Annotated in this window: 14 protein-coding genes; 3 read left to right on the top strand and 11 right to left on the bottom strand. The window is 63.8% G+C overall.

The genetic code is table 11. The annotated features are described in order from the left end of the window. Window positions 1-45: 45 nt before the first annotated feature. Window positions 46-1428: a sigma-54-dependent Fis family transcriptional regulator gene (locus tag JQ632_RS17760; protein WP_212403859.1), complete on the top strand. Its 1383-nt coding sequence runs from the start codon at window positions 46-48 to the stop codon at window positions 1426-1428. Between the two features lie 88 nt (window positions 1429-1516). Here the strand turns inward: JQ632_RS17760 and JQ632_RS17755 are convergent, their stop codons facing one another. Beyond that, window positions 1517-1849, bottom strand: coding sequence for a GYD domain-containing protein (locus JQ632_RS17755; protein WP_212403858.1), 333 nt, complete (start codon window positions 1847-1849; stop codon window positions 1517-1519). A 344-nt stretch (window positions 1850-2193) separates the two neighbouring features. Here JQ632_RS17755 and JQ632_RS17750 point away from each other — a divergent pair, with 344 nt between their 5' ends. Then, entirely contained in the window at window positions 2194-3342 is a 1149-nt protein-coding gene (locus JQ632_RS17750; protein WP_212403857.1) for a M20 family metallopeptidase, read from the top strand. A 124-nt stretch (window positions 3343-3466) separates the two neighbouring features. Here the strand turns inward: JQ632_RS17750 and JQ632_RS17745 are convergent, their stop codons facing one another. The 10 genes from JQ632_RS17745 to JQ632_RS17700 all read right to left on the bottom strand — a co-directional run bounded on the left by JQ632_RS17745 (window position 3467) and on the right by JQ632_RS17700 (window position 12718). Beyond that, the gene (locus JQ632_RS17745) at window positions 3467-3622 is read right to left on the bottom strand and encodes a hypothetical protein (RefSeq protein ID WP_212403856.1); all 156 of its coding nucleotides are present in this window, start codon (window positions 3620-3622) and stop codon (window positions 3467-3469) included. A 92-nt stretch (window positions 3623-3714) separates the two neighbouring features. After that, on the bottom strand, window positions 3715-4293 hold the full coding sequence (locus JQ632_RS17740) for a flavin reductase family protein (RefSeq protein WP_212403855.1): 579 nt from the start codon (window positions 4291-4293) through the stop codon (window positions 3715-3717). A gap of 77 nt (window positions 4294-4370) precedes the next feature. After that, a complete protein-coding gene (locus JQ632_RS17735) occupies window positions 4371-5207 on the bottom strand; it encodes an ATP-binding cassette domain-containing protein (protein WP_212403854.1) in 837 nt (278 codons plus the stop codon). 7 nt (window positions 5208-5214) lie between these two features. Beyond that, the gene (ssuC, locus tag JQ632_RS17730) at window positions 5215-6021 is read right to left on the bottom strand and encodes an aliphatic sulfonate ABC transporter permease SsuC (protein WP_212403853.1); all 807 of its coding nucleotides are present in this window, start codon (window positions 6019-6021) and stop codon (window positions 5215-5217) included. Then, a complete protein-coding gene (gene ssuD, locus JQ632_RS17725) occupies window positions 6018-7193 on the bottom strand; it encodes an FMNH2-dependent alkanesulfonate monooxygenase (protein WP_212403852.1) in 1176 nt (391 codons plus the stop codon). The genes ssuC and ssuD overlap by 4 nt, the downstream gene beginning before the upstream one ends. A gap of 143 nt (window positions 7194-7336) precedes the next feature. Then, window positions 7337-8287, bottom strand: a complete 951-nt coding sequence (locus JQ632_RS17720; RefSeq protein ID WP_212403851.1) for an aliphatic sulfonate ABC transporter substrate-binding protein — start codon at window positions 8285-8287, stop codon at window positions 7337-7339. Window positions 8288-8657: 370 nt separating this feature from the next. Further along, a complete protein-coding gene (locus JQ632_RS17715) occupies window positions 8658-9098 on the bottom strand; it encodes a hypothetical protein (protein WP_249152169.1) in 441 nt (146 codons plus the stop codon). Between the two features lie 40 nt (window positions 9099-9138). Continuing rightward, a complete protein-coding gene (locus tag JQ632_RS17710; protein WP_212403850.1) occupies window positions 9139-10308 on the bottom strand; it encodes a cytochrome P450 in 1170 nt (389 codons plus the stop codon). 216 nt (window positions 10309-10524) lie between these two features. Next, a complete protein-coding gene (locus JQ632_RS17705) occupies window positions 10525-11538 on the bottom strand; it encodes an ABC transporter substrate-binding protein (RefSeq protein ID WP_212403849.1) in 1014 nt (337 codons plus the stop codon). A 391-nt stretch (window positions 11539-11929) separates the two neighbouring features. Beyond that, complete coding sequence (locus JQ632_RS17700) at window positions 11930-12718, bottom strand: class I SAM-dependent methyltransferase (protein ID WP_212403848.1); 789 nt, start codon at window positions 12716-12718, stop codon at window positions 11930-11932. Between the two features lie 282 nt (window positions 12719-13000). Here JQ632_RS17700 and JQ632_RS17695 point away from each other — a divergent pair, with 282 nt between their 5' ends. Then, window positions 13001-14380, top strand: a complete 1380-nt coding sequence (locus tag JQ632_RS17695; RefSeq protein ID WP_212403847.1) for a transposase — start codon at window positions 13001-13003, stop codon at window positions 14378-14380. Window positions 14381-14509 lie beyond the last annotated feature (129 nt).

Genomic DNA, 14509 nt, shown 5'->3' with positions numbered 1-14509 from the left:
GGACAATGAGGCGCGGCAGCGCGAACAGACGGACAGGAGACTGACATGCGGCTTCTCATCGTTGGCACACTGAAGGGCCAGCTCACCACCGCCACCAAGATCGCGATGGAGAACGGCGCTACCGTGACCCACGCGGAGGACAACGAGCAGGCCATGCGGGTGCTGCGCAGCGGCAAGGGCGCCGACCTCCTGCTGGTCGATGTCGCGCTCGACATCCGCGACCTCGTGATGCGGCTCGAAGCCGAGCACATCCACGCCCCGATCGTCGCCTGCGGCATTACCAACGACGCCCGCGCGGCGGTCGCGGCGATCCATGCCGGCGCCAAGGAATACATCCCGCTGCCGCCGGAGCCGGAGTTGATCGCCGCCGTGCTCGCCGCGGTCGCCAACGACTCCCGCGAGTTGGTCTGGCGCGACGAGGCGATGGGCCGCGTCATCAAGCTCGCGCAGCAGATCGCGGGCTCCGACGCCTCGGTCATGATCACTGGCGAATCCGGCACCGGCAAGGAGGTGCTAGCGCGCTACGTCCACACCCGCTCGGCGCGCGCCAAGCGCCCGTTCATCTCGATCAACTGCGCGGCGATCCCCGAGCATCTGCTCGAGTCCGAGCTGTTCGGCCATGAGAAGGGCGCCTTCACCGGCGCGATAGCCCGCCGCATCGGCAAGTTCGAGGAGGCGACCGGCGGCACCCTGCTGCTCGACGAAATCTCCGAGATGGATGTCCGCCTGCAGTCAAAGCTGCTGCGCGCCATCCAGGAGCGCGTCATCGACCGCGTCGGCGGCACAAAACCCGTACCCGTCGATATCCGCATCATCGCGACCTCGAACCGCAACCTGGCGGACGCCGTGCGCGAGGGCACGTTCCGCGAGGACCTGCTGTTCCGCCTCAATGTCGTGAACCTGAAGATCCCGCCGCTGCGCGACCGTCCCGCCGACATTTTGGAGCTCGCCCAGCACTTCGTGAAGAAATACGCCGACGCCAACGGCGTGCCGCTGCGCCCGATCTCGGCCGAGGCGCGGCAGGTGCTCACCACCAACCGCTGGCAGGGCAACGTCCGCGAACTCGAAAACACCATGCACCGCGCGGTGCTGATGGCGCAGGGCGACGAGATCGGGCCTGATGCCATCATCACCCCGGACGGCGACCGCCTCGACCTCGCCAAGACCGCACCAGCCGTGGCGCATGCGACCTTCGCCGCCGAGCAGGTGACGCGGGCGCTGGTCGGCCGCACCGTCGCCGATGTCGAGCGCGATTTGATCCTGGAGACGCTGAAGCATTGCCTCGGCAACCGGACGCATGCGGCCAACATCTTGGGCATCTCGATCCGCACGCTGCGCAACAAGCTCAACGAATATGCCGACGGCGGCATCCCGATCCCGCCCGCCGGTGTCCCCGGCGAATACCCGCGCATGCCCGCGATGGGGTGAACGAGACGCGGCAAGCACGGCTCATGGAAATGGCCCGGAGCACGCGCTCCGGGCCATTTCGCTTGATCACTTGCCCCGTCTGTCCGACCTACTTGCCCGGCGGAACGTAGGAGCTTGCAAGCTTCGCGGCCTTCTCTGCGATGGCCTTGAATTCACCCATCTTCCAGGCACGTACGGTCTCGATCTTGGAAATGGCGCCGCTTGCGGCAGCGGCCATTCCGATGGCGACGGCATCGGCGCCGTCGGGAAACTCCGTGACGATCAGCGCATCATGCGGGCCGGTGGTCATGAAGGCTCCCTGAAGCTTTCCGCCCGCCTTCTCGACCATCGCGCCGATGACCGCCGTGCGATCAGTCGGCTTGTCGACCATTCCCTTGATGCCGGCATTTGAGTATGAGACGTACGAGATGAACAACGGCATGTTTCTCTCCGTTGAGGTTACAGCGACGCCAATAACATTTTGAAAAAAGCGCTCTCATTGAGAGCAAGGCATGGCCTGCCGACGGCACGCGAGCTGCCTTTGAAATCTCAGGCTTACGGACTTCGGCACGTCCAACTGGCAGCTTGTGCCGACTATAGCGGCTTTCGTCGGCTCCACAATGCGGACATCCGCGAGCGGCAAATCAGGCCAATCATGCCTGAATTGAAGGGACTTGCGGCGCGGGTATTGCGTTCCGGCGTGCAGAGGTCAGGGCTGCATTCGCCGACTAGGTCGGCGAGCGGACAGGCCCTATAAGGACAGCAATACAGACACTCGAGGTGACAATGTCCGAAACCCCAATCACGGAATGGCTGGCGTCGCAGAAGCAGGCGATGATCGATCTCTTGCGCGACGTCGTGAACATCGACTCCGGATCGTATGACAAGGCGGGCGTGGACGCCGTCGGAGCGCGCTTCGAGAAACATTTTGCCGAGCACGGCATCTTGAGCTGGCGGGAAAGCCACGACAGTTTCGGCGACGCCCTCCACGCGGTGGTGGCAAAGCCCGGCAGCAACGAGGAGCCGATCCTGCTGATGGGCCATCGCGACACGGTGTTCTCCAAGGGCGAGGCCGAGCGCCGGCCCTTCACCATCAAGGACGGTCGCGCCTACGGTCCCGGCGTCGCCGATATGAAGGCAGGCCTGGTGATGAACGTGTTCGTGGCCGCAGCCTTCAAGCGGTTTGGCGGCAGCCCGCATCCGATCAAGGTGCTGATCACCTCGGACGAGGAGATCGCCTCGCCGTCGTCACGCCCCGTGATCGAGCGCGAGGGACGCGCTGCGCGCTGCGTGTTCAATTCGGAGCCGGGACGGCCGACCGGCAACGTGGTGACGGGCCGCAAGGGCGGCGTCTTCATGCATTGCACGGTGACCGGCAAGGCCGCGCATTCCGGCGCCAACTTTGCCGCGGGCATCAGCGCCATCGGCGAACTCGCGCACAAGATCGTCCAGATCCACGCGCTGACCGATGTTGCGAAAGGCATCACCCTCAATGTCGGCCTGATCTCGGGCGGCCAGTCGGTCAATACCACGGCGCCCTCGGCCGAAGGCCAGATCGACTTCCGCTATGTCGAGCCCGCGCAACGCGGGGCGGTGATGTCGGCGATCGAAAAGATCGTCGCCACGTCTTATGTCCCCGGCACGTCGGCGACGCTGACCATCAGGGGCGAGTTCCTGCCCGCCGTCCAGAGCGCGGCGTCAAAGGCGCTGTTCGAGACCTACCAGGGCGCCGCCAGGCAGGCCGGACTCACGACGTTGCAAGGCGAGTTCTCCGGCGGCTGCGCCGACTCCGGTTTCACCGCCGCGGTCGGCACGCCCACCATCTGCGGTGTCGGCCCGGTCGGTGGACTTGCGCATACACCCGAGGAATATCTCGAGATCGACAGCATCGTGCCGCGCGCCCAGGCGCTCGCGCTGGCAATTTTGCGGAGCTAGCTGCCACACACTCCGTCGTCATGCCCGGGCTTGACCCGGGCATCCACGTCTTTCAAAAGTCGCGGCGACACGTGGATGGCCGGGTCAAGCCCGGCCATGACGAGTTGTGAGAGACGTAGTGACCTCACGAATAGCTCGGCGCGTCGGGCTTGCGGAAGATGTGGATGGGATCGCCGGGCACGATCGGGTTTCCGGTGAACATTGTGTAGGCGTAGGCCGCGAGATAGGCGATCGCAAGCGCGCCGATGGCGTAGAAGGCCCAGGTCGCGACGCGCTTCATTTTCCGGCTCCACGGCTTCCCGACGGGGAGGCCCTGATAGCGCTTCTAGAGCGACGGGGACGAAAACGCCAGTCTGGACCGTCGTGCTGCGATCAGACGACGCGGCGGCCCCGCGCGGGAACACTGACCTCGACCAGCCGCGCCGCGTCCTCGTCCTGATCGACCGCGACATACTGGCCGTGCCAATAGGCCAGCGCGGCGCTGCGGGTCGTGCTCTTCACGTCGCGCACGCGGCCGATGACGATGCCGTGCGAATAACGCTCGACGATCTCCTCGACCTCGCAGTCGAGCGCGGCGAGCGCGCCGACCAGCAGCGGAACGCCGGAGACGCTGGTGATCCACTCCGCGCCGGCAAAGCGGTCGGCCCCCGTCAGGTCACTCTTGCCGGCAAAGCGCTCGGCAATGTCGATCTGGTCCGCATGGAGGATGTTCACGCCGAAGGCGCCGCAGCGCCTGATCAGCGGCAAGGACGACGCATCGCGATTGATGCTGACGATCAGCGTCGGCGGATCGACCGACAGCGATGTCACCGACGTCACCGTCATGCCGGTGATGTCCCTGCCCCGCCCCGCCGTGATGACGCTGACGCCGCCGGTGAGGTGCCGCATGGCGCCGCGGAAGTCGGCCGACGATACGGCGGGATCGGTGACGAAGGGAGGGATGGCGTTCATGGCACGCTCGCTGGTGATAGGCCTTTTTTGCGCATGATCTTTGCGGAAAAACGCTGCACACTTTTCCGGGTCATGCTCTAGCTACGCTCGTCGCCCGACAACAGGTGCCGCAGGATCGAGCCTTCGAGACTGGCAAGCTCGACCGAGCCGCGCTCGCGCGGCCGCGGCACGCTGATCGTGACATCCTGCGCGATGCGGCCGTCCTCGATCACGAGCACACGATCGGCCAGCGCGACGGCCTCGGAGACGTCATGCGTCACCAAAATCGCGGTAAAGCCCTGGTCGCGCCAGACGCGCTCCAGAAGCCGCTGCATCGAGATGCGGGTCAGCGCATCGAGCGCCCCGAGCGGCTCGTCGAAGGCGAGCACGCGCGGGCTGGAGACGAGCGCACGCGCCAGCGCCACGCGCTGCTTCTGGCCGCCCGACAGCACCGAAGGCCACTGGTTGCGCTTGTCGGCGAGACCCACCTCGCCCAGCGCCTTCTCGGCGCGGCCGTGCGCGTCAGCAGACGCGCGCTCGCGACCGAGACCGACCTCGACGTTTTCGAGCACCCGCGCCCAAGGCAACAGTCGCGGCTCCTGGAACATCACTCTGACATCCTCGGGCCGCGCCTCTTCACTGAGGCTGATGTTGCCGGCCGTGATCTGCTCCAGTCCCGCGATCAGGCGCAAGAGCGTGCTCTTGCCGCAGCCACTCTTGCCGACGATGGCGACGAACTGGCCGGCCGGAATGTGCAGGTCGATCCCGCGCAGCACCTCGTTGTCGCCGAAGGACTTTCGCAAGCCGCGGATGTTCAGCGGCAGGCCGCGGGAGATCGCCGGCTGGATCTCGCGCACGATTCGGGCCTGCGGGGCGAAGTGGGCGCGGCTGGCAAGCTCGGCTTGGGGCAACATGGTACGAACGGCTGTCTGCATTTTCTTCTCAACGTTTCTGGAAGGCGGGGTGCCAGGACAGCGTCAGCCGCTCCAGCACGCGGGACGCACTGTCGGCGAGCTTGCCGAGCAGCGCGTAGATCAGGATCGAGAGCACGACGACGTCGATCAGCATGAACTCGCGCGCCTGCATCGCCATGTAGCCAAGGCCGGAGGACGCCGCGATCGTCTCCGCGACGATCAGGGTCAGCCACATGATGCCGAGCGCAAAGCGGATGCCGACGAAGATCGAGGGCAGCGCGCCGGGAAAAATCACCCGGCGGAACAATTCGCCGTCGGTCATGCCGTAGATGCGGCCCATCTCGATGAGCTGGGGATCGACGGAGCGGATGCCGTGCAGCGTGTTGAGATAGATCGGGAAGAAGACGCCGAGCGCCACCAAGAACAGCTTTGCGCTCTCGTCGATACCGAACCAGAGGATGACGAGCGGGATCAGCGCCAGATGCGGCACGTTGCGCACCATCTGCAACGTCGTGTCGGTCAGCCTGCTCGAAAGCTGCGACAAGCCATTGGCGAGGCCGAAGACAAATCCGATGCTGCCGCCGATCAGGAAGCCGATCGAAGCCCGCCAGAACGAGACCCAGATATTGCGGACGAGCTCGCCTGACAGTAGCAGCTTCCAGCCGGCCAGCACGACGTCGCTCGGCGCCGGCAGCACGCGCGTCGGCACGAAACCGGTGGCGCAGGCCAATTGCCAGACGGCGATAATGAGCAGCGGCACGATCCACTGGATCAGGCCGTCGACACGCGGCAGACGAAAACTGCGCGGAAGGGAAGCGCTGTCGATGAGACTCATGATTGCGAGGCCTGCCTGGAGGGACGATAGTCATTGCCGATGGTCTCGCCGAACGGGCCGCTGCTGAAGCGGAGCGGCGTGACGTTGCTGCCCTGCCCCAATGAGAGTTTCGGGAACACGAGCTCGGCGAAGCGATAGGCTTCCTCGAGATGCGGGTAGCCCGACATGATGAAGGTATCGATGCCGATATCCTCATACTCCTTGATGCGCGCCGCGACCGTGTCGGCGTCGCCGACCAGCGCGGTACCCGCGCCGCCGCGCACCAAGCCGACGCCGGCCCAGAGATTCGGGCTGATCTCGAGCTTATCGCGCTTGCCGCCATGAAGCTGCGCCATGCGCTGCTGGCCGACCGAGTCCATGCGCGCAAAGTTCTTCTGTGCCGCCGCGATGGTGTCGTCGCTGACATGCCGGATCAGCTCGCCCGCGGCCTGCCAGGCCTGCTCATTGGTCTCGCGCACGATGACATGCAGACGGATGCCGAAGGAGAGCTTTCGGCCGCGTCGGGCGGCAACGTCCCTCACCCTCGCGATCTTCTCGGCGACCAAAGCCGGCGGCTCGCCCCAGGTCAGGTATTTGTCGACGGTGTCGACGGCGACGTCGATGCCGGCATCGGACGAGCCGCCGAAATAGAGCGCTGGCCGCGGCGACTGCACGGGGTGGAACAGGAGGCGGCCATCTTCGATGCGGATGTGCTTGCCTTCGACGTTCACGGTCTTGCCGGCGAGCAGATCGCTGTAGACGTTGAGAAACTCGCGCGTGACCTCGTAGCGTTCGTCATGGGCGAGGAAGATGCCGTCGCCCTTGTTCTCGACGGGATCGCCGCCGGTGACGACGTTGACGAGCAGCCGGCCGTTGGAAATGCGGTCGAGCGTCGCGGTCATGCGCGCGGCCACGCTCGGCGATTGCAGGCCGGGCCTGACCGCCACGAGATAGCGCAGCCGCTCCGTGAAGGGCGCGACCGAGGAGGCGACGACCCAGGAATCCTCGCAGCTCCGCCCGGTCGGGATCAGCACGCCGTAATAGCCGAGCTGGTCGGCGGCCTGCGCGATCTGGCGCAGATAGTTGAAGTTGACCTCGCGGCCGCCTTCGGACGTGCCGAGATAGCGGCCGTCGCCATGGGTCGGCAGGAACCAGAGGATGTTGCTGTTGGATTGCTTTCTGGATTGGCTCATGGATGTCTCATGCCCGGATGATTAGTAGGACGTGCCGACCGCACCGGCGACGATGCCGATCGACGCGACGACGGCCGCGATCAGACGCTGAACGATACGTCTCATGTCTGGACCTCTCGAATTGGGACGGCTGGTCGGCACGATCAGGTCGCCGTGCTGCGCCAGACGATGTCGCGGATCGCGATCGGTCGTGGGATCAGGCCGAGCTTGTGGAAGCGATCGGCGACGCCCTGCTGGGTTGCGATGATGTCGTCGGTGATCGGGCCGACCCGGAACGAGGAGCGATTGGCGGCGATGGTCTGGATATCAAGCGGGATGCCGGTCACGGCGCTCAGCGATTTCGCGACCTCGCCGCGATGCGTCTCCGCCCAGGCAGCCGTCGAGGTCGTGACATCGATGATCTGCTGCAGCACCTCGCCGTGGTTCTTCGCAAAGTCACGGTTGGCGATGTAGAACGAGTTGGTCTTGGTGACCTCGTGGGCATTGATCAGGATACGACCGCTCTGCCTGGTCTCGCCGATCGCGAAATACGGGTCCCAGATCGCCCAGGCCTCGATGCTGCCATTGGCAAAGGCGGGACCGGCGTCCGGCGGCGTCAGATAGACCGGCGTGATGTCAGCATAGGTGAGGCCCGCCTTCTCCAGCGTCTGCACCACGATGTTGTGGGCGCTGGATCCCTTGGTGAAACCGATGCGCTTGCCCTTCAGCTCATTGATCGAGCGGATCGGCGAATCCTTCGGCACCAGGATGCCTTGTCCATTGGTGATGGGCTGGCCGGCCGCGTAGACGATCGCCGCGCCGGCGGCCTGGGCGAACACCGGCGGAGAATCGCCGACCGCGCCGTAATCCACGCTGCCGACATTCATCGCCTCCATCATCGGCGGCCCCGAGGAGAACTCGACCCACTTCACCTCGATGCCTTGCGATGAAAAATGCTTTTCCAGCGCGGCCTGCTGGCGCGTGATGACCAGCACGCCGTTCTTCTGGTAGCCGATACGAATTTCCTTCACCGCGCCTTGCGCGATCGCAGGCGCCGACAGCACCGCGAGCGCGGCCGTTCCAGCGGATAGCTTTAGAAAGTCCCGACGTCGCATTCCCAACTCCCGGCCGCACGGCCGTCTTCATTGCCTTGCGGGAATGATGGTGCGGGTCAGGAAAGCTGTCGAGACGTCCGGAAAAATAGCGATGCGCGCACTGCGGCGCGTGCAGCCGCATGACTAATCTTTCAAGCGGCGCAGCGAATGCAGGGAGAATTTTTCTGCACGCGAATGTGAGATCACGCAGGCGCGACCGCGGTTTCATTCCCGTCCGACAAAAAATGTCGAAAACAACCCCATGCAAAGTAGCCGGCGGCGACTGTGCGCATTTTCCGAAAATCACTTGACACGTCGGGCAAATCGGTGGCAATATGCCATCATGGCTGCGTTTGGGACGGCGGGCTCTATTGCAATGCTCGTTGCGCACTCAGTGCTCGCGCACCCAGGGATCGGACGAGAAGTAGCAATTCTCAAGCACCATGCGATCCCCGGCGGGGAAGTTTACGCGACAACGACGCCACACCTTTGTCTGGCGCTTGCCGTCGTCTGACATATCGACGTCGGAAATCCACACGATCGGCCGTCGCCAGCGGTAGCGACCATCCAGATCCCAGCCATCGCAACCGGCGCGGTCGCATGCGACGTGGACCCTCGTCATTTTCCCATGTGACAGGAAGCACCAGGTTCGCGAGCCCCACTCCTTTCCGGGCGGCGTTTGCGCGTAGGGGAAAGGCGAGGTCTGGGTCCAGCAGCCGGAAATGGACGGCCCGGCGGCATGCGCCGGTACGGCGGCCAGCAACGCGATCAACGCCGAGGCGGCAGCCAGAGGCGATTCGCGCCGCCGTTTGATCCAGGATTGGATGGACATGACGCCATGTGTGTCGCCGAAGAACGACGTGGTTCAATCGTCAGTGCTGCCACGTCACAGGCAGATTCAGCAGCCCGCGGAAGGCCCAGCCGCCGATCCGCACCGGCTGGTCGTCGGCAAGCTCCAGACGGCTCGCCCTCGCAAACACCGTCGGCAGCGCGACGTCGGCGATCATGGCGCGCGAGGCCGAGGCGCCGGCGCAGAAATGCGGGCCGGCCCCGAAGGCGACGCTCTTTGCGACATCGCGCCGTATGTCGAATTGATCGGCGCGTTCAAAATGCTTCTCGTCGCGGTTGGCCGAGCCGAACATCAGGAACACGCGCTCATTGGCCTCGAAGGAGACGTCGCGGATCGTCCACGGCTTTGCGATCCGCCGCGGCGACATGCCAATCGGCGAGATCCAGCGCGAATACTCTTCGAACGCCTGCAGCCAGGACACCTCGCCCTTGCGCACGAGGTCGAGCTGATCGGGATGGGTCAGCAGCGCCCACACCGTGCCGGCGATCGCCTTGCGCGGCTCGTTCTGGCCGCCGGAGATCGCGAGTTTGACATTGGCGCGCACGCTCTCCATCGGCATGCCGGATGCGATGAGGACGCCGAGCAGACTCTGGTCGGGATTCTTGCGCATGACCGGCAAAATGTCGTCGATCGCGGCGTCGATGCCGGATGTCGCCGCATGGCAGCGCGCTTCGACGGCGGGATCGCCGGCATAGTTCGCGATGCCCTCGATCATGCCTTGCGACCACGCGTCCATGTCGCCGAAGCCGATATTGGTGAGGCCGGTGATCGACTTCAGGCATTCGCCGGAGAACGGCAGCGCAAAGTCGCGCATGAAGTCGATGCGGCTGCCGGGTTCGATAGATGCGATGATGCGGTCGGCATGCGCCTGAAACTGCGCGGTCCAATGCGCCTTCACCGTCTTCGGCGACACCGAGGGAAAGAACGCGCGGCGCTCGACCTGATGCGCCTCGCCGTCCTTGCGCATCATGTTGTGGCCCATGAGCTTGTTCATGAGGCCTTCGGGCTGGTGCGAGGAAAACACGTCGATCTGCTTCTCGGAGATCGAGATGTCGTCGCGGCTCGTCAAGAGCGTCGAGCCGAGCTGCGGCACGAAGGCGATCGGCGCCTCCTTCCGCATTTTGGCGAGCATCGGATAGGGATCGCTCCAGAACGAAGCCGGGTCGATGTCGATGCGCGGCGCGGTGCTCAAGGCAGGCTCCCAGGTATTGTCGTTTCCTCAGGGCAGAGACTAGCGAACTCAGCAGTCGGCGTCTGTCCCCAGCGATGGGGACAGGCAGCCTGGGCACGCACTCATAAATCCGGTACGCGCGGGCGGGATGGCAAGGTCCGCATGGCCACAACAGCGGCCATCCAAAATGCATGAGGGAATGTTCGTTAAGGGCGCTGAGCCAGAAACGACGTCGAATCAGTTTCCAAGCTCACGTCGGACCTCGTTGAGGAACCGCCAGTCGACCGCATCCGCGATAATTTTCGCGGGGCTTGATTTCAGCATCCCCGCTTCGCGCAGGCGAAGCGCGTAAAAGCGGATTGTGTCCTCGGGATCATAGTCACGCCAGTGGTTGTACGGCACGTCAGCAAGGGTCTGAACCGCATCGTCATGGCGAGGCGCAAAGCCCCTATCTACCATGCGCTGCGCAACAACGGCCGGCTCGCTTACGCACAAATCCGTCGCCCGAAGCATGGCGCGCACCACGCGCTTGGTGGCGATGGGATTCTTTCGGACGAATTCGCGAGTACCGGCCAACATGCAACAAAAATATTGCGACCACGGGCGATCCTGCGCGCTGTTGACGATGACATGGCTGATATTTTGCGCACGCAGGCGCTGTGGTTCTGGCGGAAATCCGAGGAAGGCGTCGATCTTGCCCTCCGCAAATAGCTCGATCGGTTTGACCGACGCACTCGTCACCCATTCGATATCCTTGGCGGGACTAAGTCCAACAAACGTCGCCATCGCGCTGAGGAAAACGTGCGGGCTGGTCCCAAGCCCCGGAATGCCGACTGTTCGCCCCTTCAGATCGGAGATGCTGCGTATGTCATTTTTGGCGAACAGCTCGTAGCAGCCGACATGGATTCCGGCCAGGACCGTGATGCTCAAGCCGCGATCGATCTCAAGAAGAAGCGGACCGGAGAAATGCAAGGTGAAGTCGAGGTCGCCGTTCGCGAGTGCTTTCGCTTGTGTTTCGCCAGCTTCAGCTTCAACATAAACGACGTTTGTGAAGCCCTCAGCATTCAGCAGATCGCTGACCACGTATTGCGGGGCAATGCAGATGGACGGTCTCTTCCCGAGGCGGATTGTCGTAGTTTCTGGCGGTGCATTGAGCTCTTCGGCCCTGAGCCGAGCCGCGACATTCCAAAACAGAGCAGTGGAGGCGACGGAGGCTCCAGCCAATAGCAAGTCGCGACGGTTCGTATGCATCGGGACCTCCTCGAAATCACCGTTGCGGTAGCTTTCGGGGGCCGAATGTCGGGCCGATGTGATTTGCGCGGACTTAACGGCCCCGCTAGAGAGAAAGATAACACGGTTGCGCCAGGGGCGGATATGGCCGGGTGGCTGACACGTTCGCGGTAGTCTAATCCCTGACCCAGTTGTTCTTTTGCAGCGCTTCCCGCGCACCTGTGGTCGGGTTTGGGTCGATCTCGTCGGTTCGCCCTTGGGGCCGTGGCTTCTGCTTTACCTGAGTGAGCGAACATCTGAGGCCCCAACGACCAGGTCTCGCAAGGGCCACAAGCGGTCGCGCCGATAACCTCGTGGCAAGCATAGAGGTTGGCAGCTTCTGGGGGGAGGAGCGGAAGAGCGATCGACAGCCCTATCCGGGCCGACGGCCGACGATCGCATTGGCGCGCGCCTCGATCGAGACACGCCCACTCGCCTCGATAGGCACCTGCTCACGAACCCGAGACTTGAGTTGCGTCACGTCGGCTGTCGCCATCGTTGTGAGCATCGGAGCGAGATTGGGCGCCGCGATCGTAGTGGACCAATAGTCCTCGAAATCGTCGAACGTTCGTCGCGCGCGAAGAACGCGCGCTTCGATATCGGCGAAACCCGCCCGTGTCCACAGCGCATGTAGTCCTTCGGGCGTCGAGGCTTCCGCTTTCGGGGCCCGCGGTGGCGTGAACCCCATGCCTTTCATCTGGATTATGATGGCCTCCGACGGGCCGCCGCCGCTGACGACGTCCCAGACATAGGCGGCCGCGAGACCGCCCGGCCGCACGACGCGAGCCATTTCAGCGACGCCCCTGGCAGGGTCCGGAATGAAAAACACAACGAGCGCCATCACGGCCGCATCGAAGGTGCCATCGGCAAATGGCAATGTCATTGCATCGCCCTGTCGAAACTTCGCGACAGGTGTCGCCAGCCGCTCTCGTGCAAAGGCCAGCTGACCTTCCGAGGGATCCACGCCTTCGACGGTCATTGGGACGCATTGCTCGACCAGCAACTGTGTAAACGCGCCATTGCCACAACCGATGTCGACCCATCGCAAATTGGGCGGGGGCAAGAGCCAATCAATAAAAGCGCGTCCGGCCAGTCCACTCCACTTGCCCATCATCCGTTCATAGACGGCGCCGTCATCGAACTTGATCGTCGGCACGGACATTGGGGCACCTCGCTGCGCATTCGCGCGTCTCACGAACGTCGGCTCCGACGATAACCGGACACAACCTCGGGGTCTACGCTCCGATCACGTTGATGACTGTTCGGGGTCAGAAGCGCGCTTCTGGACCTGCCCCGCCCCACGTCCGCTCCCCCCTGAAGGCGGACGTCAACAGCTCCACTGGCCAAGTCGGCTAAGGGCCCCGATTTTGTTGCAGAACTGTCTTGAGGAGCCGAGCGAACCGTGATTCCGTCGAGGTGAAGCGGCCATCGACGGAGAGTTTCGATGATGGGGCGGTGCAAGGGTGAGCAGGGTCAACTGTTCTATGCGTTCGACCTCGAGGCCGTAGTGCCGGACGACCATCAGGTTCGGCAAATTGCAGCAGTTCTCGATCTCTCGTGGGTGCGCGTCGAGCTTGCGCCGCATTACTCCAACACAGGTCGGCCCTCGGTCGATCCAGAGCTGATGATCCGGATGCTCATCCTTGGCTACGTATTCGCGATCCGCTCGGAGCGCGCACTATGCCGCGAGGTTCAGCTCAATCTCGCCTATCGCTGGTTCTGCGGCCTTGGCATAGAAGACAGGATCCCGGATCACTCGGCATTCACGCGCGCCCGCAACGAGCGCTTTCGCGATCATGATGTCTTTCGTCATGTCTTCGAACACGTCGTCGCTTCGTGCATCAAAGCTGGCCTTGTCGGCGGCAATGGTTTCGCCGTCGATGCCAGCTTGATCGCGGCGGACGCCAATAAGTGCCGCTCGACGCCGGGCGATAAATGGAGCCACGACATCGACCCGATGAGGGCTAGGCGCGCCGTTCAGGACTACCTCGCCAATCTCGACGATCCAGCATGGGGTCGTGCGACCGACGTCGTGCCGAAGTTTGTCGCGCCGTCCGACCCAGCCGCGCAGTGGACTGGCGCACTGCGCAACGCCGCGTTCTTCGCCTACGCCGACAATTACCTCATCGACATCAAGTTCGGCATTATCATGGATGTCGAAGCGTCCCGGGCGATCCGCCAATCCGAGGTTGGCGCATCCCAGACGATGATCGAAAGGACTGAGAAGACGTTCGGCATCAAACCCGACTGGCTCGTCGCGGATACGGCCTACGGCGCGGCCCAAAATCTCCACTTCCTGGTCGATGTGAAGGGGATCGCGCCCCACATCCCGGTGATCGACAAGTCACAGCGTGACGACGGCACGTTCAGCCGCGACGATTTCATCTATGACGAGGCGCGCGATCAATATATCTGCCCCAGCGGCAAGATCCTGCCGCGCTCAAGTGGAGCACGCGGACCACGCGGAGATGACGCTATCTCGTATTTCTCGCGCGTCGCCGATTGCCGCGACTGCCCGCTCAAGTCCAAATGCTGTCCAAACTCGCCGAGCCGGAAGATCACACGCCACGTGCACGAGGCAGCGCGCGATGTCGCCCGCGCGATCGCCAAGACGCCTGCCTACGATCAGACCCGACGAGATCGCAAGAAGGTTGAGATGCTGTTTGCGCACCTCAAGCGGATCCTGCGGCTCGACCGCCTGAGACTGCGTGGACCGGCCGGCGCGCGGTTCGAATTTACGCTTGCAGCAATCGCTCAGAACCTACGTCGCTTTGCCAAGCTGGCGCTCCATCCACCCAACACGGCCGCACTATGCGTTGCGTAAGTGCGTCCGTCGCGTTGGTTGCGTCAGGCGTCAGTGCCCGGGCGTCTCCGCAGCCCATGCCGGGCAGGCGGCCGAGAGATCGCGAGCCCAAATTTTCAGATCTCTGCCCCGGCTGAGAGCGTCGATCCT

This window comes from Bradyrhizobium liaoningense, from assembly GCF_018130955.1.
Lineage (GTDB): Bacteria > Pseudomonadota > Alphaproteobacteria > Rhizobiales > Xanthobacteraceae > Bradyrhizobium > Bradyrhizobium liaoningense_C.
The sequence above is the reverse complement of the archived record's forward strand: the minus strand, read 5'-3'. Positions and strand labels throughout refer to the sequence as shown.

What these genes read in the sequence shown, in the direction of transcription:
- JQ632_RS17760 (WP_212403859.1), top strand. Translation starts at nt 46, where the DNA reads ATGCGGCTTCTCATCGTTGGCACACTGAAGGGCCAGCTCACCACCGCC.
- JQ632_RS17755 (WP_212403858.1), bottom strand. Translation starts at nt 1,849, where the DNA reads ATGCCGTTGTTCATCTCGTACGTCTCATACTCAAATGCCGGCATCAAG.
- JQ632_RS17750 (WP_212403857.1), top strand. Translation starts at nt 2,194, where the DNA reads ATGTCCGAAACCCCAATCACGGAATGGCTGGCGTCGCAGAAGCAGGCG.
- JQ632_RS17745 (WP_212403856.1), bottom strand. Translation starts at nt 3,622, where the DNA reads ATGAAGCGCGTCGCGACCTGGGCCTTCTACGCCATCGGCGCGCTTGCG.
- JQ632_RS17740 (WP_212403855.1), bottom strand. Translation starts at nt 4,293, where the DNA reads ATGAACGCCATCCCTCCCTTCGTCACCGATCCCGCCGTATCGTCGGCC.
- JQ632_RS17735 (WP_212403854.1), bottom strand. Translation starts at nt 5,207, where the DNA reads ATGCAGACAGCCGTTCGTACCATGTTGCCCCAAGCCGAGCTTGCCAGC.
- ssuC (WP_212403853.1), bottom strand. Translation starts at nt 6,021, where the DNA reads ATGAGTCTCATCGACAGCGCTTCCCTTCCGCGCAGTTTTCGTCTGCCG.
- ssuD (WP_212403852.1), bottom strand. Translation starts at nt 7,193, where the DNA reads ATGAGCCAATCCAGAAAGCAATCCAACAGCAACATCCTCTGGTTCCTG.
- JQ632_RS17720 (WP_212403851.1), bottom strand. Translation starts at nt 8,287, where the DNA reads ATGCGACGTCGGGACTTTCTAAAGCTATCCGCTGGAACGGCCGCGCTC.
- JQ632_RS17715 (WP_249152169.1), bottom strand. Translation starts at nt 9,098, where the DNA reads ATGTCCATCCAATCCTGGATCAAACGGCGGCGCGAATCGCCTCTGGCT.
- JQ632_RS17705 (WP_212403849.1), bottom strand. Translation starts at nt 11,538, where the DNA reads ATGCATACGAACCGTCGCGACTTGCTATTGGCTGGAGCCTCCGTCGCC.
- JQ632_RS17700 (WP_212403848.1), bottom strand. Translation starts at nt 12,718, where the DNA reads ATGTCCGTGCCGACGATCAAGTTCGATGACGGCGCCGTCTATGAACGG.
- JQ632_RS17695 (WP_212403847.1), top strand. Translation starts at nt 13,001, where the DNA reads ATGATGGGGCGGTGCAAGGGTGAGCAGGGTCAACTGTTCTATGCGTTC.